Origin of the sequence: Skermania piniformis, assembly GCF_019285775.1 — a bacterium.
Taxonomy (GTDB): domain Bacteria; phylum Actinomycetota; class Actinomycetes; order Mycobacteriales; family Mycobacteriaceae; genus Skermania; species Skermania pinensis.
Window position 1 is genome coordinate 1,641,696 of sequence record NZ_CP079105.1, and the last position, 18,757, is coordinate 1,660,452.

General features: G+C 68.2%; 20 protein-coding genes. 9 read left to right on the top strand and 11 right to left on the bottom strand.

Annotated features, from left to right (window positions below; all coding sequences use genetic code 11):
• Positions 1–3: 3 nt before the first annotated feature.
• From KV203_RS07590 to KV203_RS07600, 3 genes are all read right to left on the bottom strand, one after another.
• Positions 4–972: a sigma-70 family RNA polymerase sigma factor gene (locus KV203_RS07590; protein ID WP_066471722.1), complete on the bottom strand. Its 969-nt coding sequence runs from the start codon at positions 970–972 to the stop codon at positions 4–6.
• 97 nt (positions 973–1,069) lie between these two features.
• The gene (locus KV203_RS07595; protein WP_066471720.1) at positions 1,070–2,593 is read right to left on the bottom strand and encodes a DUF7782 domain-containing protein; all 1,524 of its coding nucleotides are present in this window, start codon (positions 2,591–2,593) and stop codon (positions 1,070–1,072) included.
• A gap of 1 nt (position 2,594) precedes the next feature.
• Entirely contained in the window at positions 2,595–3,554 is a 960-nt protein-coding gene (locus KV203_RS07600) for a GlxA family transcriptional regulator (RefSeq protein ID WP_066471719.1), read from the bottom strand.
• Positions 3,555–3,645: 91 nt separating this feature from the next.
• Between KV203_RS07600 and KV203_RS07605 the strand changes: the two genes are divergently transcribed.
• Positions 3,646–5,040 (top strand): MFS transporter, encoded by a 1,395-nt coding sequence (locus tag KV203_RS07605; RefSeq protein WP_083530135.1) that lies wholly within the window; start codon positions 3,646–3,648, stop codon positions 5,038–5,040.
• On the opposite strand, the gene KV203_RS19990 is transcribed toward KV203_RS07605, so the two are convergent.
• Together KV203_RS19990 and KV203_RS07615 are read right to left on the bottom strand one after the other, a co-directional pair.
• Positions 4,928–6,109: a hypothetical protein gene (locus KV203_RS19990; RefSeq protein ID WP_306303592.1), complete on the bottom strand. Its 1,182-nt coding sequence runs from the start codon at positions 6,107–6,109 to the stop codon at positions 4,928–4,930. The two genes, KV203_RS07605 and KV203_RS19990, sit on opposite strands and share 113 nt — an antisense overlap.
• 702 nt (positions 6,110–6,811) lie before the next feature.
• Positions 6,812–7,165: a DUF3099 domain-containing protein gene (locus KV203_RS07615; RefSeq protein ID WP_066471717.1), complete on the bottom strand. Its 354-nt coding sequence runs from the start codon at positions 7,163–7,165 to the stop codon at positions 6,812–6,814.
• A 56-nt stretch (positions 7,166–7,221) separates the two neighbouring features.
• Here KV203_RS07615 and KV203_RS07620 point away from each other — a divergent pair, with 56 nt between their 5' ends.
• Positions 7,222–7,458: a DUF3039 domain-containing protein gene (locus KV203_RS07620; protein ID WP_066471708.1), complete on the top strand. Its 237-nt coding sequence runs from the start codon at positions 7,222–7,224 to the stop codon at positions 7,456–7,458.
• On the opposite strand, the gene KV203_RS07625 is transcribed toward KV203_RS07620, so the two are convergent.
• The gene (locus KV203_RS07625; RefSeq protein WP_083530147.1) at positions 7,446–8,549 is read right to left on the bottom strand and encodes a YihY/virulence factor BrkB family protein; all 1,104 of its coding nucleotides are present in this window, start codon (positions 8,547–8,549) and stop codon (positions 7,446–7,448) included. The two genes, KV203_RS07620 and KV203_RS07625, sit on opposite strands and share 13 nt — an antisense overlap.
• Positions 8,550–8,708: 159 nt before the next feature.
• Between KV203_RS07625 and KV203_RS07630 the strand changes: the two genes are divergently transcribed.
• Together KV203_RS07630 and KV203_RS07635 are read left to right on the top strand one after the other, a co-directional pair.
• Entirely contained in the window at positions 8,709–10,481 is a 1,773-nt protein-coding gene (locus KV203_RS07630) for a DEAD/DEAH box helicase (protein WP_066471706.1), read from the top strand.
• Between the two features lie 148 nt (positions 10,482–10,629).
• Positions 10,630–11,310: a LysM peptidoglycan-binding domain-containing protein gene (locus tag KV203_RS07635; protein ID WP_066471703.1), complete on the top strand. Its 681-nt coding sequence runs from the start codon at positions 10,630–10,632 to the stop codon at positions 11,308–11,310.
• A gap of 94 nt (positions 11,311–11,404) precedes the next feature.
• Here the strand turns inward: KV203_RS07635 and KV203_RS07640 are convergent, their stop codons facing one another.
• Positions 11,405–11,599 carry a DUF7455 domain-containing protein gene (locus KV203_RS07640; protein WP_066471874.1) on the bottom strand — a complete coding sequence of 65 codons (195 nt, stop codon included), beginning with the start codon at positions 11,597–11,599 and terminating at the stop codon, positions 11,405–11,407.
• Positions 11,600–11,846: 247 nt separating this feature from the next.
• Between KV203_RS07640 and KV203_RS07645 the strand changes: the two genes are divergently transcribed.
• Together KV203_RS07645 and KV203_RS07650 are read left to right on the top strand one after the other, a co-directional pair.
• Positions 11,847–12,329 carry a cation:proton antiporter regulatory subunit gene (locus tag KV203_RS07645; protein WP_066471700.1) on the top strand — a complete coding sequence of 161 codons (483 nt, stop codon included), beginning with the start codon at positions 11,847–11,849 and terminating at the stop codon, positions 12,327–12,329.
• A gap of 8 nt (positions 12,330–12,337) precedes the next feature.
• Complete coding sequence (locus KV203_RS07650) at positions 12,338–13,519, top strand: cation:proton antiporter (protein ID WP_066471872.1); 1,182 nt, start codon at positions 12,338–12,340, stop codon at positions 13,517–13,519.
• Here the strand turns inward: KV203_RS07650 and KV203_RS07655 are convergent.
• Complete coding sequence (locus tag KV203_RS07655; RefSeq protein WP_157079845.1) at positions 13,494–13,673, bottom strand: hypothetical protein; 180 nt, start codon at positions 13,671–13,673, stop codon at positions 13,494–13,496. The two genes, KV203_RS07650 and KV203_RS07655, sit on opposite strands and share 26 nt — an antisense overlap.
• Before the next feature lie 222 nt (positions 13,674–13,895).
• Positions 13,896–15,272 carry an RNA polymerase sigma factor gene (locus KV203_RS07660; RefSeq protein WP_066471869.1) on the bottom strand — a complete coding sequence of 459 codons (1,377 nt, stop codon included), beginning with the start codon at positions 15,270–15,272 and terminating at the stop codon, positions 13,896–13,898.
• A gap of 232 nt (positions 15,273–15,504) precedes the next feature.
• Between KV203_RS07660 and KV203_RS07665 the strand changes: the two genes are divergently transcribed.
• Complete coding sequence (locus KV203_RS07665) at positions 15,505–16,401, top strand: inositol monophosphatase family protein (protein ID WP_373279233.1); 897 nt, start codon at positions 15,505–15,507, stop codon at positions 16,399–16,401.
• A 24-nt stretch (positions 16,402–16,425) separates the two neighbouring features.
• Here KV203_RS07665 and cei read toward each other — a convergent pair whose 3' ends face one another.
• Positions 16,426–17,109 (bottom strand): envelope integrity protein Cei, encoded by a 684-nt coding sequence (cei, locus tag KV203_RS07670; RefSeq protein ID WP_066471698.1) that lies wholly within the window; start codon positions 17,107–17,109, stop codon positions 16,426–16,428.
• 317 nt (positions 17,110–17,426) lie between these two features.
• Between cei and KV203_RS07675 the strand changes: the two genes are divergently transcribed.
• The gene (locus KV203_RS07675; RefSeq protein ID WP_066471696.1) at positions 17,427–17,729 is read left to right on the top strand and encodes a DUF4193 domain-containing protein; all 303 of its coding nucleotides are present in this window, start codon (positions 17,427–17,429) and stop codon (positions 17,727–17,729) included.
• Positions 17,730–17,753: 24 nt separating this feature from the next.
• Here the strand turns inward: KV203_RS07675 and KV203_RS07680 are convergent, their stop codons facing one another.
• The gene (locus KV203_RS07680) at positions 17,754–18,257 is read right to left on the bottom strand and encodes a DUF3093 domain-containing protein (RefSeq protein WP_066471694.1); all 504 of its coding nucleotides are present in this window, start codon (positions 18,255–18,257) and stop codon (positions 17,754–17,756) included.
• Here KV203_RS07680 and dut point away from each other — a divergent pair.
• Positions 18,239–18,754 (top strand): dUTP diphosphatase, encoded by a 516-nt coding sequence (gene dut, locus KV203_RS07685; RefSeq protein ID WP_083530132.1) that lies wholly within the window; start codon positions 18,239–18,241, stop codon positions 18,752–18,754. The two genes, KV203_RS07680 and dut, sit on opposite strands and share 19 nt — an antisense overlap.
• Positions 18,755–18,757 lie beyond the last annotated feature (3 nt).

Here is an 18,757-nt window from a genome sequence, read left to right on the forward strand (position 1 = left end):
GGCTCAGCTGGCGTAGGACCGCAGCCGCTCGGCGCGATCGCCCTTACGCAGCTTGGACATGACCTCGCGCTCGATCTGGCGCACTCGCTCCCGAGACAATCCGAACAGCTTGCCGATCTGGTCCAGCGTGCGCGGCTGGCCGTCGTCGAGGCCGTAGCGCAGCCGGATCACCTGCTGTTCCCGCTCGTCGAGCGTGGCCAGGACGGTGCGTACATCGCGGTGCAGCAGCCCGGCGATCACCGCACTCTCGGCGGAGGTGGCCTCCGAGTCCTCGATGAAGTCGCCGAGCGGTGCTTCCTCGTCGTTGCCGACCGGCATGTCCAGGCTCACCGGGTCCCGGCTGTGGTCCAGCAGGTCGGCAATCTTGTGCGCCGGGATGCCGGACTCGGCGGCCAACTCGTCGTCGGTGGCCTCCCGACCGAGTTGCTGGTGCAGTTCCCGTTTGATCCGAGCCAGCTTGTTCACCTGCTCGACCAGGTGGACCGGGAGCCGGATGGTGCGCCCCTGATCTGCCATGCCGCGGGTGATCGCCTGCCGGATCCACCAGGTGGCGTAGGTGGAGAACTTGAATCCCTTCGCGTAGTCGAACTTCTCCATCGCGCGGATCAATCCGAGATTGCCCTCCTGGATCAGGTCGAGCAGGGGCATTCCACGTCCGGTGTAGCGCTTGGCCAGCGAGACCACCAGCCGCAGGTTCGCCTCCAACAGGTGGGACCGGGCCGACTGGCCGTCGCGCACCACGATCGCCAGGTCGCGCTTGCGGGTGGCGGACAGCCGCTTCGCGTTCTCCAGCACATGCTGGGCGTAGAGTCCGGCCTCGATTCGCTTGGCCAGATCGACCTCCTGTTCGGCGGTCAGCAGCGCCGTCTTGCCGATTCCGTTGAGGTACACACGTACCAGATCGGCGGCGGGGCTCTGAGCGTCGAGATCGGCGTCGCTCGGGCGCAGGCGAGTGGTGCCGGGGCTTGTCATGAGGTGCCTCCTGGTCGGGTCCGTCTCACAGATAAAAACGGGCCCGATGGGCTGAAAGTTCCCCGACCAGGATCGTTCCGATCGTCCTGACCTGCTGTTACTTGCCCGACGTCCTGAGAAGATACTGAGAAGCAGCGGGCCCGTCGCCTGGTAGCACCAGGCCGTGCCGGATCAGCGCCGCCACGGCGTCGACGGCGGCCTGCTCGAATTCCGGGGTCGCCGGTCCGCCGAGATGACCGCGGGACAGCAGATCGACCAACTCGCCGAGCGGGAGTCCGTCGGGTCGCAGTCCGGCCAGCAGGGCGGATAACAGGTCGTCGATGTCATGGCGCCAGCGCGGTCCGTCGCTCCGGTGCAGTCGAGCGCCGATCTGCCGCCAGCCGTCGACGGTGGGCGTTGAGATCTGTTCGAGCGCGATGTCGGGAGCGCGACGTAGCCGAGCGTGGCGCAGGTCGTGGTCGCGCAACCACGCCGAGCGGGCGAAGTACTGCATCACTTCCGGACCGAGCGGGTCGTCGAAGCCGTGGCTCAGGTCTTCGGCGAGCACCTCGGTCGGCCCGTCGATCCGGCGCAGGAAGACGAAGCCGAAGCCGATCCCGGTCAGCTCCGCCTCGTCGAGCGTGTCCAGCCAGTGCTCGGCCCGGCGCTGCGCGGCCGGGTCACGGGGATCGAGTCCGCTGTCCCGTAGCCAGGTGCCCACGTAGAGCGCGGGGTCGGCGACGTCGCGCTGCACCACCCAGGCGTCGATTCCGTGGTCGGGCAGCCAACTCGCCACCCGGCTGCGCCAGTCCGCGTCGCGGGTGTGCACCCAGGACGCGAGCAGAGTCGCGACACCGCCGGGTGCCAGCAGATCCGGCGCCCCGGCCACCACCAGCTCGCTCGCCCCGTCCAGGGCCAGTCCGGAATCGCGGTAGGTGTACTCCACCCGACCCGGCCCGACCACGAACGGGGGATTCGCAACGATCCGATCGAATCGCTCGCCGACCACCGGATCGAACCAGGTCCCGATTCGCAGGTCGATGTCCGCGCCGTTGATCGCTGCGGTTGCGGCCGCGAGGCGCAGTGCGCGGGGATTCACGTCGGTGCCGGTGACCCGGTCGGCGTAGGAGCAGGCGTGCAGTGCCTGAACTCCGCAGCCGGTACCCAGGTCCAGGACCGTGCCGGTGGATTCGGTCGGTGTTGCGCGCAACAGCGACAGCGACGCGTGCCCGACCCCGAGCACGTGGTCGGCCGCCGGCCGGCGCCGGACCGGTCCGTCGTCGAGATCGGAGAACACCCAGCGGGTTCCGCCACCGGTATCGAGCGGGCGCAGGTCCAGAGCGGCGCGGAGCCGGTCGCCGTCGGCGACGAGCAGCCCGGCCGCAACAGCGGTCGCCGGGGCGACCGGATCCAGGGCGGCCGCGACCCGGCCGGCCGGAAGCGAGTCGCCGAGCAGCAGCAACCGGATCAGCGTGCCCAGCTCACCCGCGCTCGCAGCCGCTCGGCGTGCCGGCACCGGCTCGCCCCGGCCGAGCGCGGCGTGCGCGCCGACACCCAGCACCTCGAGCACGGTGTCGGCGTCGTATCGGTTACGGCGCAACGCGACCGGCAGTTCGCCGGCAAGCTCGACCAGGCTGTCCATGTCAGCCCGTCCGGAAGGTGCGGCGATAGGCGAGCGGGGCGACGCCGAGTTCGGCGCGCATGTGGTGGCGCAACGCGGCCGGGCTGCCCAGCCCGGCGGCATCGGCTACCCGGTCCACCGGCAGATCGGTCGTCTCCAGGAGCTGTCGTGCATGCCGCATCCGTTCCTGCCGGAGCCAGCCGCCGGGAGTGAGTCCGGTCTCGGCCTTGAACCGACGGCTGAAGGTTCGCACACTCATCCGGGCGTGGGCGGCCATCCGGGGGAGATCCAGGTCGGCGTGCAGCCGGCTCAGCGCCCAGGCCCGGGTCGGTGCGGTGCCGTCGTCGCCGGACACAGGTACCGGTCGGTCGATGAATTGAGCCTGGCCGCCCGCGCGCCAGGGTGGCACCACGCAATATCGGGCGACCTGATTCGCCGTTGCGGAACCGACGTCGCGGCGCAGCACGTGCAAGCACAGATCCACCCCGGCGGCCAGTCCGGCCGAGGTGAGCACGTTCCCGGCATCGACGAACAGCGCCTGCTCGTCCAGGTCGACCTGCGGATACAGCGTCCGGAACGCGTCGGCATAGGCCCAGTGGGTGGTCGCTCTGCGCCCGTCCAGAAAGCCGGCTGCGGCGAGCACGAATGCACCGGTGCAGATCGACATCAGCCGGGTGCCGGGCCGGATGGTCGCCAGCGCTTCGGCCAGCCGGCCGGGCACGGTGCCGTCGGTACGTGGTCCGCCGATCCGGGTACCGGGCACGATCACGGTGTCCGCTTCGCCGAGTGCTTCGGGGCCGGCGCCGGGGACGACGGCATAGCCGCTGGTGGTCACGATCGGACTCCGGTCGAGTCCACAGACCCGCACGTCGTAATGCGCGACACCGTTCTCGTCGTCCGCGGCGCCGAAGATCACCGGCGGGATGGCGAGGTCGTAGCCGATCGCTGGGGCGAGCGCGAGGATCACGACGACGTGCGGCATCGCGTCAGTCTGACACGAATTGGCCTGATATCGACCTATTGTGGCAATTCGGCCACTCGTCGGCGTACCGAACCAACGCCATGCTGAGCCGATGACTCGCTCAGACGCCGTCGTGTCCCGGCTCGGCCACTTCCGGCTGCATCCAGCGTGGCTGGTCGCAGCCGGCGGCTTCGTGGCGCTGCTCGGCGCCGCCGGTTTCCGCTCGGTGCCGAGTGTTCTGATGAACCCGTTGCACGCCGAGTTCGGCTTCTCCCATGCCACGATCGGCGCGGCGGTGTCGTTGAACCTGTTGCTCTACGGCCTGATCTCGCCGTTTGCCGCGGCGTTGATGGACCGGTTCGGGATCCGTCGGGTGGTATGCGCTGCGCTGGTGGCGATCGCGGTGGGCAGCGGCGCGACGATCCGGCTGACCGCCGCGTGGCAGCTGGTGCTCTGCTGGGGTCTGCTGGTCGGAATCGGCGTCGGCGCGATGTCGATGCCGCTGGTCGCGACGCTCACCGGGCGCTGGTTCGTCCGGAGTCGCGGTCTGGTGACCGGGGTCCTGACGGCTGCCGGTGCGACCGGTCAGTTGATCTTCTTACCGCTGGTGGCGGCACTGGCACAGGCCTACGGTTGGCGGCTGCCGGCGCTGCTCGTCGCCGGCGCTGCGCTGGTGACCGTGCCGCTGGCCTGGTGGACGATTCGGGACTACCCGAGCGATGTCGGCGTGACGGCGTACGGCGCGCGGCGCGACGACGATCCGGGTCGGCGGACTGCAGTGTCGGGCGGCGCCGGACGGGCCCTGACCGCGTTGCGTGCAGCGGCCCGAACCCGCACGTTCTGGTTGCTCGCCGCCGGCTTCGCGGTTTGTGGGGCGTCGACCAACGGCCTGGTCGGAACCCACTTCGTCAGTGCTGCTCACGACCATGGGATGCCGCCGACGACCGCGGCGTCGTTGCTGGCGCTGGTCGGCGTGTTCGACGTCGCCGGGACCGTGTTCTCCGGCTGGCTGACCGACCGACTGGACCCACGGTGGTTGCTGGTCGCCTACTACGCGTTGCGTGGCGGGTCGCTGCTCGTGCTACCCGCGCTGTTCGGGCCGCAGGTACAACCCAGTATGTGGGCATTCATCGTCTTCTACGGCCTCGATTGGGTCGCCACCGTCCCCCCGACGGTGGCGATCTGCCGAGACCGGTTCGGCTCGACCGGGCCAATCGTGTTCGGCTGGGTGTTCGCGGCGCATCAGATCGGCGCAGCAGTAATGGCTACCGCGGCCGGCATGGTCCGGGACGACCAGGGCAGCTACGACGCCGCCTGGCTGGTCGCCGGCGGATTGTGCTTTGCTGCCGCGGCGATGTCGGCCGGTATCGCCGCGGCAGCCACCGACACGTCGGTCAGAGCCGCAGCGACGACTCCAGCTTGTTCAGCTGATACCTCGCCATCGCGAGATTGCCTCGCGATCGAGACAGCACCAGATAAAGGAAGACATTCGGGTCGAACTCGGTGAGCCGAATGAGGTGGAACTGCTTGCCGAGCGTGATCAAGATGTCCTCGATCGACTCGTGCAGACCCAGGTCGTCCATCGTCCGCAACTTGGCCTGCACGACGGAGCTGTTTCCGGCTGCGGCGACGTTCAGATCGAATCCGGGATCGCCGCCGGTGGCCATCGCCATACCGGACTTCGCATCGACGATGGCAAAACCCAATGCCCCTTCGATGTTGAGTGCCCTGGAGACTGTCTCCTGATAACCGGTCATTCTGATGTTCTCCTTCGGTTCCGTGCTGATCTTCGGTTCGGTGGTGGTGGTGGTGACAGGTAGTGGCTCGTCGATCGTCGGCGGTAGCGGCTCGATCGGGCCGGGTGGCTCGATCGGGGGGGCAGGGGGGGTTCTCGATTCCGATGGGGTCGGTGGTTCGGGGTCCGGCGACGCACCGAACGCTTGGAAGTCGGCAGTCGGTCCGGGGCGGGTCGGCGGTTCCGGGTCGGGCTCTTCGTAGAACAGTGACCCGGGGTAGTTCGCCGGGCTGATGTGGTTCGTCCGTGCGGTACGTCGTTCGACGTACCGCGGAGCGGAGGGTGGCGGCGTCTCTGCTCGGGCGGTGCGGGTGACCGGTGGTGTCTGCGCGCCGGGTGTGCGGGTGACCGGTGGTGTCTGGGCGCCCGGTGTGCGGGTGACCGGTGGTGTCTGCGCGCCGGGTGTGCGGGTGACCGGTGGTGTCTGGGCGCCCGGTGTGCGGGTGACCGGTGGTGTCTGCGCGCCGGGCGTGCGACTGACCGGCAGTGCATGGTCGTCATGTGGCGTGGCGTCGACCGGCAGCCCGGCATCGACCGGTGGGGCTGCGGTCGGCCCCGGTTCGGCGGGCGGTTGCCGGTGTTTCCCCCCGCTGTCCTTGGACAAGATCAACGGGCGGGCCCAGCCCGGCCCGTCGTCGGTGAATGCCGCGGCGGCGATGGCACCGCCGGCACCGTCCGGCTGACGTCGTGGTAAGTCGGGCCGGTCCGACAGGTCCGACAGGTCCGGCAATTCCGGCTGCTCGGTCGGGTCGTTTCGGCGCAGCACGTTACGGCTGACCATCGGGTCGGTCGGGGCGTGTGGCGCCGCCGCAGTCTCACCCGATTCGCTGTTTGTTTTCCGCCACCAAGCCACGAGGCATTGGAGCATGCCTTACGCAATTCAGTCAATCCCCGTCGAATGACCCATCTGTGCCTCGATTTGTCAGGCGATCTTGGAACAAGAGTGTGTGAGCCGCGATTTCAGTCGGGCCGAAGTTTTTTCTGCTGATTGCCGACTTCGAGTACGGTTCTACGCCCGGTAACGGGCGGATTCGGGCAACGCAAACCGATCCGGGTGGCCCGCTACCGGTCGTCGACCCGCACTAATCTGCTGCCTCGGCAATAGGTTTCGATTTGGTTTCAGTCGTCGTGCGACTCAGCGGACCCGCCCAACCGGCGCCGGCCGGCAGCGCTGTCGTGGCAGCCATGATTCCGCCGCCGGAAGGGTCCGGTTTGCGTTTCGGAAGTGCCGGCAAGGGTCCGGTCGGGACCGGCCGCCGGGAATTGTCGCCGCTATCGCTGTCGTTGTTTTCCGGGCGTGTCGGCGCCGTGTCGTCCCCCGGTGCGTCGCCCGATCTTTGCCACCAAGCCACCCGGCAAGTTCAGCACGCCGCATGTGTGACGGTCAAACACCCAGAATCACATCTTTGTGAACCGAAAGACAGGCGAAAGCAAATAGGTCCGCGATTTGAGCCGAAGAATGCGGGTCGGGTGCCGCCGAGCCTCAATCGATCGTGCGCGCGGTTCCCTCGATCGCGGGCCGCTCGTGCTGTCCGTGATACATCCAGCGACTGGGTTCATCCTTGCGGCGAGGCGGGCGATCGTTGGCGATCAGTACCGCCATCCAGGGCAGCGGCACCGAAACCGCGATGATCGCGATAGCGATCCAAGCGCTCCCGAACGCGGTGTAGGCCCAAGCAGCCAGCACCAGACACGGAATTCGGAAGGCCATCAGGAAGCTGTACTTGCGCACGCGGGCGCGATGCTCGTCGTCGAGCGAGGGCGCCGCCGCGGTGATCACAGCCGGATGCCGCGGAGTCCCGTCCGCCGGATCGCCGAAGCCCACACCACGTGCCACACGTCCACTCTGGCACTCTCGAGCGCCGAATGCATGTCTTCAGGCATTATGTCGGGGTGAGCACACAGACCGAGGTCCGTCCCGATGTCGGCACCGACACCTCGACCGGTGACGACACGCCACGTTTCTTCCATTACGTGAAGAAAGACAAGATCGCCGAAAGCGCGGTACTGGGTACGCACGTGGTGGCCTTGTGTGGCGAGGTTTTCCCGGTCACCCGTTCCCCGAAGCCGGGCGCGCCGGTATGCCCGGACTGCAAGAAGGTCTACGACGGATTTCGTCAGGGCGACTGACGCACCGACCGGTCGGCCGATCGGCCGACCGGCTCCTCGTCCTCGCGGCGTACCGCCGCCCGCATCCGATCGGTGGCAATTCGGATCGGTCCGGTCGCCAGCGCGACCGCCGGGTTGTCCGGTTTCGTGAGCCACTCCTTGACGTGGTCGATCCGAGTGGCCCGAGCCGGCCAGAACTCCTGGACCGTGGCGTTGAATTCGGCGCCCAGGATCACTGCGAATCCGAGGAAGAAGGCGAACAGCAGGAAGCCGATCGGCGTGGCGAGCGCGCCGTAGCTGATCCCGGTGCGTGCGACGTAGCCGAGATAGCTGCGGAGCGCGCTGCTGGCCACCATGAAGAACACGCCGGCGATCAGCGCACCACCGAGCAGCCGATGCCACGGCAGCGAACGATGCAGCGCCAGCTTGTACAGCGTGGTGAGGCCGACGATCAAGAGCAGACCGACGCCGGGGTAGTAGAGATAATCGACCAACTGGCTCCCGGTATCGCGCCAGGAGTTCGGCAGAGCTCGATTGATCATGCTCGGTCCCAACGCGACCAAGGGCAGCACCAGCACCGACGTCAGCAGGAACATCACGTACAGCAGCAGGGCGAAGATACGTTGCCAGACCGGGTTGCGGGCGTCCTGTTGGCCGTGCGCTTCCACGATCGAGTCCACGAACGTCGCCATCGCCGAGGAACCGGCCCACAGGGACAGCACGAAGCCCACGGACACGATCTCGGCTCGGCCACGTTGGAGCACGTCGCTCACGGTCGGCTGGATCAGCTCGTCCACCACGTTGGAGCTGAAGGTGTCGCGGCTGAACGTGATGATCTTCGATTCGATGATGTCGAGCGTGTCCGGTCCGAACCAGCCGCCGACGTAACCGAGGCAACCGAGAAGACCGAGCAGCAACGGAGGCAACGACAAGGTCTGCCAGAACGCGGCGGTTGCCGCCTTGCCGAAGATCGAATCGTCCCAGGCCTTGGTCGCCACCCGCCAGGCCACGCGCCCGGCCAGTCGAACGGGCGTGCCCGCGCTGCCATCTCCCCGTAGCGCGGTGACCGCGCTGCTCCGGTCCGGCTCCCGATCGCCGGTCGGTGCACCCATCATGGCTTCCAGCATCGCTTATGACCGGCGGATACGGGTCAGCGGGCACGGCCGTGTCGGTCACAGACGGCTATTGTCGAGGGTCGCAGTCGGCGGGGCAGTGCCCCCGCCGGGAACACCGATCCGACCAGCGGGACACCGAGGGGAGCGACACCGAACGTGCCGAGCGATAGCTTGCGGGCGTGGCAGCGGCGCGCACTGACGAAGTACCTGTCGACCCGGCCGCGAGATTTTCTGGCGGTAGCCACCCCCGGCGCCGGCAAGACCACGTTCGCGCTGCGGGTCGCGGCAGAGTTGTTGGCCGACCGGACCGTGGATCAGGTCACGGTGGTCGCGCCGACGGAGCACCTGAAGCACCAGTGGTCCGGTGCCGCCGCCCAGGTCGGTATCGCGCTCGACTCCCGGTTCAGCAACACGACCGGACAGACTTCGTCGGACTATCACGGTGTGGTGGTCACCTACGCTCAGGTGGCGGCTCATCCGTTTCGGCACCGGGTACGCACCGAGAACCGGCGAACCTTGGTGATCCTGGACGAGATCCATCACGCCGGCGATGCCAAGACCTGGGGCGAGGCAGCCGAGGAGGCATTCGCCGACGCCACCCGACGGCTGGCGCTGACCGGTACGCCGTTTCGCAGTGACGACTCGGCGATCCCGTTCGTCCGCTACGAGCCGGACGGCGAAGGTGCGCTTCGCTCGCGCGCGGATCACGCCTACGGCTACGCCGACGCGTTGGCCGACGGGGTGGTGCGGCCGGTGGTCTTCCTGGCATATTCCGGTGAGGCGCGCTGGCGGGACAGCGCAGGCGAGGAGTTCTCCGCGCGACTCGGCGAGCCCCTCACCCCGGAGCAGACCTCGCGCGCCTGGCGGACCGCACTCGACCCGAACGGTGACTGGATTCCCGCCGTGCTGCGTGCCGCCGACACTCGGCTGGCCCAGTTGCGCAGCTCCGGAATCCCGGATGCCGGCGGTTTGGTGATCGCCTCGGATCAGGCGGCGGCGCGGGCCTACGCGGAACTGCTGACCGCACTGACCGGGCAGACGCCTGCCCTGGTGCTGTCCGACGATCCGGGATCGTCGGCACGGATCGCCGAGTTCGGGTCCGGGACCGCGCCGTGGCTGGTGGCGGTGCGCATGGTGTCGGAAGGGGTGGACGTGCCCCGGCTGGCGGTCGGGGTCTACGCCACCAGTGCCGCCACCCCGCTGTACTTCGCCCAGGCGATCGGCCGGTTCGTCCGGGCCCGCCGACCCGGGGAGACCGCCAGCGTGTTCCTGCCGTCCGTGCCGGTGTTGCTCGATCTGGCCAGCCAGCTCGAACGACAGCGCGACCATGTGCTCGGCAAACCACACCGGCAGTCCGATGGGCTGGACGACCAGTTGTTGGTGCAGGCGAATCGGCAGCAGGACGAGCCGGGTGCGGAGGAGCCGGCCTACGTCGCGCTGGGGGCCGACGCCGAACTCGATCAAGTGATCTACGACGGCGCCTCGTTCGGCACGGCGACGATCGCCGGTAGTGACGAAGAAGCCGACTATCTGGGCTTGCCGGGGTTGCTCGATGCCGACCAGGTACGGCTACTGCTTCGGGAACGCCAGGCCCGGCAACTGGACCGGGCCGCGGGCGTCGACGCGACCGTGGCGCAGCCCGCCGGCTCGGCCGCGGTGACATCGGGCGGCTCGGCCGCGGTGACATCGGGCGGCTCGGCCGCGGTGACATCCGGCGGCTCGGCCGCGGCGACATCCGGCGGCTCCGCCGCGGTGCTGGGCGAGTTGCGGCGGGAACTGAACAGCCTCGTCGCGCTGCACCACCACCGGACCGGTAAGCCACACGGTGTGATCCATGGCGAGTTGCGCCGGCAGTGCGGCGGACCGCCGACCGCGATCGCGTCGGCCGAGCAGATCAGTGCCCGGATCGCGGCGCTGCGCAGCTGGTAGACCCAGCACCGTCACCGATCGACCGGTAGCCAGCCGTTGGCTGGTGATCGGGCCAGTCGGCTGACCATGTGCAGGGTCGGTTCGAGCGCCCACAATGGCCGAAGAGGCGCACGGGGGATGAGGCGTCCGAACCACGAAAGGCAGATCGATGAGTACGTACGTCGTGCAGTCAGGCGATGCCCTGTGGCGGCTTGCCGAGCGTTTCTACGGTGACGGCCGGCGGTGGCGGGTGATCGCCGCCGCGTCCGGGATCACCGACGGTGACCAGCTGGAGCCCGGCCAGGAGATCGAGATTCCGTACGTCACCTACCGTTACCGGGTCCGGGCCGGCGACACCAAGGCGGAGTTGGCGCAACGCTTCTATCAAGACCCGACGTCGACGTTGCTGTTCGAGATCCCCAACGGTGCGGCGCAGCGCGACCTTCTGGCCGGTGAAATGCTGTTGATCCCCGACTTCGGCGGCACCGATCATCACACGATGGTCGCGGGCGAGACGCTGCCTCAGCTGGCCGAGTACCGCTGGGGGGTCGCGGCCTTCTGGCCGATCATCAGTGCGGTGAATCACCTGCCCGACGGCGACCCGGCGCCCGGGACCGTGCTCACCTTGCCCCGGCTCAACCGTCGGCGCCGGGTGGTCGTGGGCGACACGTTGTGGCGCCTGGTGGCCGACAATTACGGGGACTACGACAACGCTCGAACCCAGGTCCTGGTGCAGATGGTCGCGGCGGCGAATCTGATCGACGATCCGAGCTTGATTACGGTCGGTCAGACGATCTTGTTTCCGTCGTTCTCGTCGGGTCCGGCGGTCGAGCCTTTTCCCGAACTGTAGCCATGGCGCCGCGGGTCCGCGGCGCAGATGCACGACAGCGGGTGGCCGTGACGGCCACCCGCTGTCGTTTGTGAGTCGGGATAGGACGGATCGGTTACAGCGCCGGCGCCGAGTCGGTATCGATGGTCGCGTCGATCTCGCGCAACCGGTCGAGGTGCTCGTTCGCGTGATGCTGGCAGAACAGCAACTCGCCGCCGCCCGGGAGCACAGCACGGACACGAGCACCGGCACCGCAGCGATCGCACCGATCGGCAACGGTCAGGGGGGTTAGTGTCAGGGTCGCGGACATGATTCCTCCGTCCTGGCTCCCGGCGTGGCGGCCGTTCACCTGTCGTGCATCCGGAGTACGGCATGTACTCCGGAGTGGAACTACTGTGACAGACGAACGGCGCGCGCGCTTTGTTCCCGGAGTCGATCCGGTCACGCGTCCTGGGCGATAAACGCCGTGGCCGGGGCCTCTGTGGCCGAGATCACTCGCACCCCGGCGAGGCCAGGTTCGGACAGCTCACCGGGGAGTTCGGCGTTACTCTCGACCGGTGAACGTCGATGTAACCCCACTGCCCGGAATCGGCGTCCGGAAGGATTTTGCGCTGGGGACCGGCGAGCGGGTGGGGGTGGTCACCCATCGGGACGGTCGGCTCGATCTGATCGTGAGCCGGGCGGACGATCCCGACACCTGCGCAGCCCAGGTCGCGATGTCGAACGAGGAAGCTGCTGTGCTGGGCAGCCTGCTCGGCGCTCCGCAACTGGTGGCCCAGCTCCAGGCCGAACACCGGGATGTCCCGGGGATCAGTACCCGCCAACTGCCGATAGTGGCGGCCTCGCCGTACGACGGCCGCACGCTCGGCGCCACCGGTATGCGCACGCGCACCAAGGCGTCCATCGTCGCGGTGATGCGGGCGGGGCAGGTGCACCCGTCGCCCGGGCCGGACTTCGTGTTCACGGCGGGGGACCTGCTGGTGGTGGTCGGCACCGGCGAAGGTTTGGATGCCGGAGCGCGAATACTTACCCACGGGTGAGCCTGCAGATGAACGACACCGCGCTCGCGCTCGTCGAGCTGGGCGCGGTGTTCTTCGTGCTCGGGGTGCTCGGCCGACTGGCCGGCCGGTTCGGGATGTCGCCGATCCCGCTGTATCTGCTGGGCGGTTTGGCCTTCGGGCACGGCGGGCTGATTCCGCTCGGTGAGGCAGGTGCTTTCGGTCACCTCGCCGCCGAGATCGGTGTCGTCCTGTTGTTGCTCCTGCTGGGCCTGGAGTACACCGCGTCCGAGCTGGTGACCGGAATGCGCCGGTCCTGGACGGCGGGTGTGGTGGACATCGTCTTGAATGCCACCCCGGGTGTCCTGATGGCGCTGTTGCTCGGTTGGGGTCCGGTCGGTGCGCTCACCCTCGGTGGCGTCACCTTCATCTCGTCATCTGGGATAGCGGCGAAATTGCTCACCGATCTCGGCCGGCTCGGCAACCGCGAGACGCCGGTGGTGCTGTCGATCTTGGTTTTCGAGGACCTGACGATGGCGGTCTACCTCCCGATTCTCACCGCCGTGCTCGCCGGGGTCGGATTTTGGGGTGGGCTGCAGGCTCTCGCCATCGCGCTCGTCGTGGTCACCGTGGTCCTGGTGGTTGCGTTGCGGTACGGCCGATACGTGTCTGCGATCGTGGACAGCGCGGATCGCGAGGTATTTTTGCTCAAGCTGCTCGGAGCCGCATTGTTGGTTGCCGGAGTGGCCTCGGCGCTGCAGGTCTCGGCGGCGGTCGGTGCCTTCCTACTCGGCATCGCTATCTCGGGATCGACCGCGCGGGACGCGACGAAACTTCTCGAACCACTGCGCGACCTGTTCGCCGCGATGTTCTTCGTGGTGATCGGGCTGAGCACCGATCCGGCCGACATCCCGCCGGTGCTGGGTTGGGCGACGGTGTTGGCCGCAGTAACCACCGTGACCAAGCTGGCCACGGGCTGGTGGGCGGCCCGGCAGCACCAGGTGGGCCGGATGGGTCGGGCGCGTGCTGGTGCCGCACTGGTTGCGCGTGGCGAGTTTTCGATCGTGGTGGCGGGTTTGGCCCTGGCCGCGGGGGCCGTCGCCGCCGAGCTGGCGACCTTGGCCACGGCGTACGTGTTGCTGATGGCTGTGTTGGGTCCGGTGGTGGCCCGGCTGGTGGAACCCGCAGTGCGGCTGGTCGGTACGGCTAGTAGGAGCGTCGTCGACTGCTGAGCGTGGCCAGCTCCAGCTCGAACAGGAGGTCGGCCCATTCCGCCCGTTCCGGGACACCGATCCGGCTTCCGCGGGTCACCACCCGCGCGATGATCACTGCCAGTGGCGCGGCGAGCGCCACCCATACCGCTACCAAGAACACTGTAATGACCATTTGGACGCCGTCTCATTCGAGCTTCGTTGCCACGGATGACATGCGAGGCGATTCAGTTGGTCCCGAGACCATTATCGTTACAATATTGATACCACAACCGGTGTCCGAAATGAAGGGTTCCAGCAAATACGCACCGGAACCCCATCGGTTATTCGGCAAGCCCCGAGCAAACCAGAATCTCGCCGGTCTCGGTGTGGGTGGCTTTCGGCTCGGTAGTCGACGTCAGTCGAGATAGTCGCGCAGTACCTGCGACCGCGACGGGTGTCGCAGCTTGGACATCGTCTTGGATTCGATCTGCCGGATCCGCTCTCGGGTCACGCCGTACACCTGCCCGATCTCGTCCAACGTGCGCGGTTGGCCGTCGGTGAGGCCGAAGCGCAACCGAACCACCCCGGCCTCCCGCTCGGACAAGGTTTCCAGGACCGACGCCAGCTGGTCCTGGAGCAGGGTGAAGCTCACCGCGTCCACCGCCACGACGGCTTCGCTGTCCTCGATGAAATCGCCGAGCTGAGAATCGCCCTCGTCACCGATGGTCTGGTCCAGCGAGATCGGTTCCCGGGCATATTGCTGGATCTCCAGCACCTTCTCCGGGGTGATGTCCATTTCCTTGGCGAGCTCTTCCGGGGTCGGCTCGCGACCCAGGTCCTGGAGCAACTCGCGCTGGATCCGCCCCAGCTTGTTGATCACCTCGACCATGTGTACCGGGATGCGGATCGTGCGGGCCTGATCGGCCATCGCCCGGGTGATCGCCTGCCGGATCCACCAGGTCGCGTAGGTGGAGAACTTGTAGCCCTTGGTGTAGTCGAACTTCTCGACCGCGCGGATCAGGCCCAGGTTGCCTTCCTGGATCAGATCCAGGAACGCCATTCCGCGGCCGGTGTAGCGCTTGGCCAGGGATACGACCAGTCGCAGGTTGGCCTCCAGCAGGTGGTTCTTCGCGCGGTTGCCGTCCCGGCAGATCCACTGCAGATCACGACGCTGGGCGACCGGCAGCTTTTCTCCGCGCTCGGTGTACTCGCGCATCTTCTCGGTGGCGTAGAGCCCGGCCTCGATCCGCTTGGCGAGCTCGACCTCTTCTTCGGCATTGAGCAGCGCTACCTTGCCGATCTGTTTGAGATACGCGCGCACCGAGTCGGCGGATGCAGTCAGCTCCGCATCCTTGCGTGCCTGCCGCAGAGCTTCGGATTCTTCTTCGTCCCAGACGAAGTCGCCGGATGCTTTGTCGGCGCTGGTCGGCTCTTCGACCTGCTCTTCGTCTTCGGCTTCTTCGGTGACCGCCTCCGTGTCGGCCGCGCCCTCACCGTCGGTGGCAAGGTCGCCGTCGGCGATCTCGAAGTCGCCGAGGTCGACGGCTTCGTCGGCGAGCTCGGCGGTTTCCGGATCGTCGTTGGTGCCGGCCGGCTTGGTTGCACGCTTGGTTGCTGCTTTCGCGGCCTTCGTCGCGGTCTTGCGGGCCGGCGCGGCGGTTTTGGCAGCAGCGCGCTTGGCCGGCGCCTTCTTCGCCGCCGCCTTGCGCGGCGCCCGCTTACCGTTCTCCGCCGGTTCGGTGGGGACAACCGGTTCGGGATCGATCGCCTTGCGGGTGTTGGTGGCTACCACGTACGCCCTTTCGTGGACGGTGTCGTACGGCGTCACGCCGGCGGGGCGTCCGGCGGAGAGGTCTTGGTGGGGTCGAGCCGACACGAGCCGGCACCGGCCATTGTCCGGCATCGACCATTGTCCGGCAGAGCCGACGTCGACCATTGTAACGACGGCACCGGCGAAGCAGGCGTGAGCACCGGTACGGGACGGGTGGGCGTGGCGCGTGGACCGAGTGTGCTGCGATGAGCCGGTGCCCGACATCGCTGTACCCGACATCGCCGAGCCCGACATCGCTGCGCCCGAGGATCCGCTGTTGTTGCGCGATCTTGCGGTCGCGGTGGCCGAGCGGGTGGCCGACCATGTCCGGACCCGCCGCCCGGAGGTCTTCGGTCCGCCCGGCGCGGCGCCGGTGGGCGATGCAGTTCGGGCGAAGAGCACGCCCACCGACCCGGTCACGGTCGTCGACACCGAGGCCGAGGTCCTGACCCGGGAGCTGCTGGCCCGACATCGGCCGGCCGATCGGCTGGTGGGCGAGGAGGGCAGTGGCGACCCGGCGGCGGTCGACGGTCTGCGTTGGGTGGTGGACCCGATCGACGGCACGGTGAACTTTCTCTACGGCATCCCGGCGTATGCGGTGTCGCTGGCCGTGCAGTGGCAGGGGGTGACGGTGGCCGGCGCAGTGGTGGATGTGCCGCACGCCGAGACCTATTCGGCCGCTCGTGGGTACGGCGCCGAATGCAGCACGGCGGCGGGGCGGGTGCGGCTGCGCTGCAGCGCAGCCGACGACTTGGCACTGGCGCTGGTGGGCACCGGCTTCGGCTACTCAGGCACCCGCCGGGCGGCGCAGGCCCGCCTCGTCGGTGAATTGTTGCCGCACGTTCGCGACATCCGACGGATCGGGTCTGCAGCGCTCGACCTGTGCGCGCTCGCCGCCGGTCGGCTGGACGGTTTCTACGAGCACGGCCTCAGTCCTTGGGACTGGGCCGCGGCGGCGCTGGTCGCCACCGAGGCCGGTTGTCGGGTCATGCTGCCGTCCGCGGGCACACCGGGCTCGGCCGGCGCGATCCTGGTCGCCGCTGCTCCGGGTGTCGCCGGGCAGTTGATCCAGGCGTTGCGGGCCGCCGACGGTCTCGAACCGATTCGCTGACCCAGCAGCAGGCGACGGGCAGAATCAGCAGCGTGCGGTGCGTGCGGCCTGGAGCAGCTTGAGATCCAGCGGTGGCGGAGTCGACCCGATCGGCGGGTCCTTCAGGGTGCGCAGCACCTCTTCGGCATCGTTGTTCGGTGCGATGTCGTTGAAGTAGGTGCCCAGCGCCAGGTCCACCGAGTCGTCGCCGCGGGCATCCTGGATCAGCTCGGCGCACGGCACTGCCAACTGCAGCGACGCGGCCGCCGGCAAGCCTTGGTCGCCGAACCGGATCTGCCCGGTGCACTGCATGTTCTGGTCGACATAGACCGCGTCGTTGCCGACCACGTCCGCGGTGGTCGCGAAGCCGAGCTCGCTGAGCTGTGAGGCGACGTGCGACGCCTCCCCGCGCTGCCCGTTCGCGTTGAGGACCCGCACCCTTGTCTGCGACAACGCCGCGGGTTCGACGTCGCGCAACGTCGACGAACCGACCCGGGTGCCCAACGGGGCGGGAGCCGGCGCGTTCGGGTCGGCCGACCGGGTCACGTTGGGGCTGTTGCAGGCCATCGCCACCGTGGCTTCGTCGGACTTGGTCAACGCGTACATCCACACGATGATGCCGAGCACCGCCAGCACCGCCACGGTGGCGATCCACGGTTGAAAATGCCGTCGTCGATAGGGGCGGCCCTGCTCGTCGACGGAACTGCCCTCGGTGATCAGGGAAACCACTGGCATCCTTCTTCCGCGCGTCGGGCTGCGTGCTGGCCACTGTAACCCGTGCAGTGCCGGCGTCGGCCGGTGCGCCCGGCGGACACGATTCGGTCGCGTTTCGATTACCGCAACCGACGATATCGACTCGATTCGGTTGCATTCGAGACATTCGGTCCACGATCCGCTATTGTTCGCCCGCCCGCAGAACCACGGAACGGGGAACAAAGGCGCAATCGTCTACGTTGCTCAGCCGTGGCCGGTACGCCGGCGTGCACCACCGGTGGTCCGGACGGCCTGCGCCGGCCGGACCGCGCTAGAGAAATCGAGGGGAAGACATGGCAACCGACTACGACGCGCCACGGCGCACCGAGTCCGACGACCCTTCCGAGGATTCGCTCGAGGAGCTGAAAGCCCGCCGCAACGAAGCTCAATCGGCGGTCGTGGATGTCGACGAATCCGACACCGCAGAATCGTTCGAGCTGCCGGGCGCCGACCTGTCCGGTGAGGAACTGTCCGTACGGGTGGTACCGAAGCAGGCCGACGAGTTCACCTGCTCCAGCTGCTTCCTCGTGCATCATCGGAGTCGGCTGGCGAACACGTCCGGCGGCCAACCGGTCTGCCGGGACTGCGCCGCCTGAGCGAAGCGGGCGCGCGCCGACCGGCTAGCGGGACGGCCGCCCGAGGGCGGCCAGCAGCTGGTCCGGATGGCGCGTGCTCACCAGCCAGTACGGCGTCGGATCGGTGGGGTCGTCGATGACCAGCAGCACCATCGGTCCGACCCAGGGACGGTGCTGGACGAACGCGGCCGGGTCGAGCTGGCGGCCGAGTGCAGCACTCTTCGCGGTCGCCGGGATCGCCGCAGCGCGGGCGATCAGCCGGACCGGAATGTGCGCTCGGCCTACCCGTAGTTCGCGATCCGCGCCGCTGCCCACCGTTACCGGTAGTCGACCGAGCCAGTGCAGGGTCATGATCGGCACCGGCAGCAGCAGCAGGTACGGCAGCCAGGACCGGACGCCGGGCGCGCCGAGGTGGATCTCGGCGGCCAGCAGGCCGGTCAGGGCGAAGGCGATCGGCCACCACCACCACGGCACCCGCAAGCGCTCGGAGTAGCCGGTTGCCGACGTCGCGGTCCGGTCCGTGGTGGTCGATGCGGACTCGTCGGACACCCGCTCAGCGTAGCCGCGTAGGCTCACGAATCGTGAGCGACCTCGGCCCGATTCCGCTACGGCGATTGGATCCGGAGATAGCGTTGCCGGCTCGGGCGCATCCCGGCGACGCCGGGGTCGACCTGTGCGCGACGACGGACGTCGTGCTCGACCCGGGGGAGCGAGCGCTGGTCGGTACCGGCATCGCCGTCGCGCTGCCGGTGGGCACGGTCGGATTGATTCATCCGCGGTCCGGCCTGGCGGCACGATCGGGACTGTCGGTGGTCAACACCCCGGGCACGGTGGATGCCGGCTACCGGGGCGAGATCAAGGTATGCCTGATCAATCACGATCCGGCGACCCCGATCGTGGTCCGGCGCGGGGACCGCATCGCGCAGCTGCTGGTGCAGCGAGTGGAACTCACCGACTTCGTCGAGGTGCCGGAGCTCGACGAGACGTCCCGTGGGTCCGGTGGTTACGGCTCGAGCGGCGGTCACGCCAGCTTGACGGGAGGATAGATG

Bases quoted from the DNA above. Each gene is read 5' to 3' on its own strand.
- KV203_RS07655 (WP_157079845.1), bottom strand. From the start codon at position 13,673: ATGGTCATTACAGTGTTCTTGGTAGCGGTATGGGTGGCGCTCGCCGCG.
- KV203_RS07600 (WP_066471719.1), bottom strand. From the start codon at position 3,554: ATGCCGCACGTCGTCGTGATCCTCGCGCTCGCCCCAGCGATCGGCTAC.
- KV203_RS07605 (WP_083530135.1), top strand. From the start codon at position 3,646: ATGACTCGCTCAGACGCCGTCGTGTCCCGGCTCGGCCACTTCCGGCTG.
- KV203_RS07595 (WP_066471720.1), bottom strand. From the start codon at position 2,593: ATGGACAGCCTGGTCGAGCTTGCCGGCGAACTGCCGGTCGCGTTGCGC.
- KV203_RS07635 (WP_066471703.1), top strand. From the start codon at position 10,630: ATGAGTACGTACGTCGTGCAGTCAGGCGATGCCCTGTGGCGGCTTGCC.
- KV203_RS07590 (WP_066471722.1), bottom strand. From the start codon at position 972: ATGACAAGCCCCGGCACCACTCGCCTGCGCCCGAGCGACGCCGATCTC.
- KV203_RS19990 (WP_306303592.1), bottom strand. From the start codon at position 6,109: ATGGTCAGCCGTAACGTGCTGCGCCGAAACGACCCGACCGAGCAGCCG.
- dut (WP_083530132.1), top strand. From the start codon at position 18,239: ATGCGGACTCGTCGGACACCCGCTCAGCGTAGCCGCGTAGGCTCACGA.
- KV203_RS07675 (WP_066471696.1), top strand. From the start codon at position 17,427: ATGGCAACCGACTACGACGCGCCACGGCGCACCGAGTCCGACGACCCT.
- KV203_RS07625 (WP_083530147.1), bottom strand. From the start codon at position 8,549: ATGGGTGCACCGACCGGCGATCGGGAGCCGGACCGGAGCAGCGCGGTC.
- KV203_RS07650 (WP_066471872.1), top strand. From the start codon at position 12,338: ATGAACGACACCGCGCTCGCGCTCGTCGAGCTGGGCGCGGTGTTCTTC.
- KV203_RS07640 (WP_066471874.1), bottom strand. From the start codon at position 11,599: ATGTCCGCGACCCTGACACTAACCCCCCTGACCGTTGCCGATCGGTGC.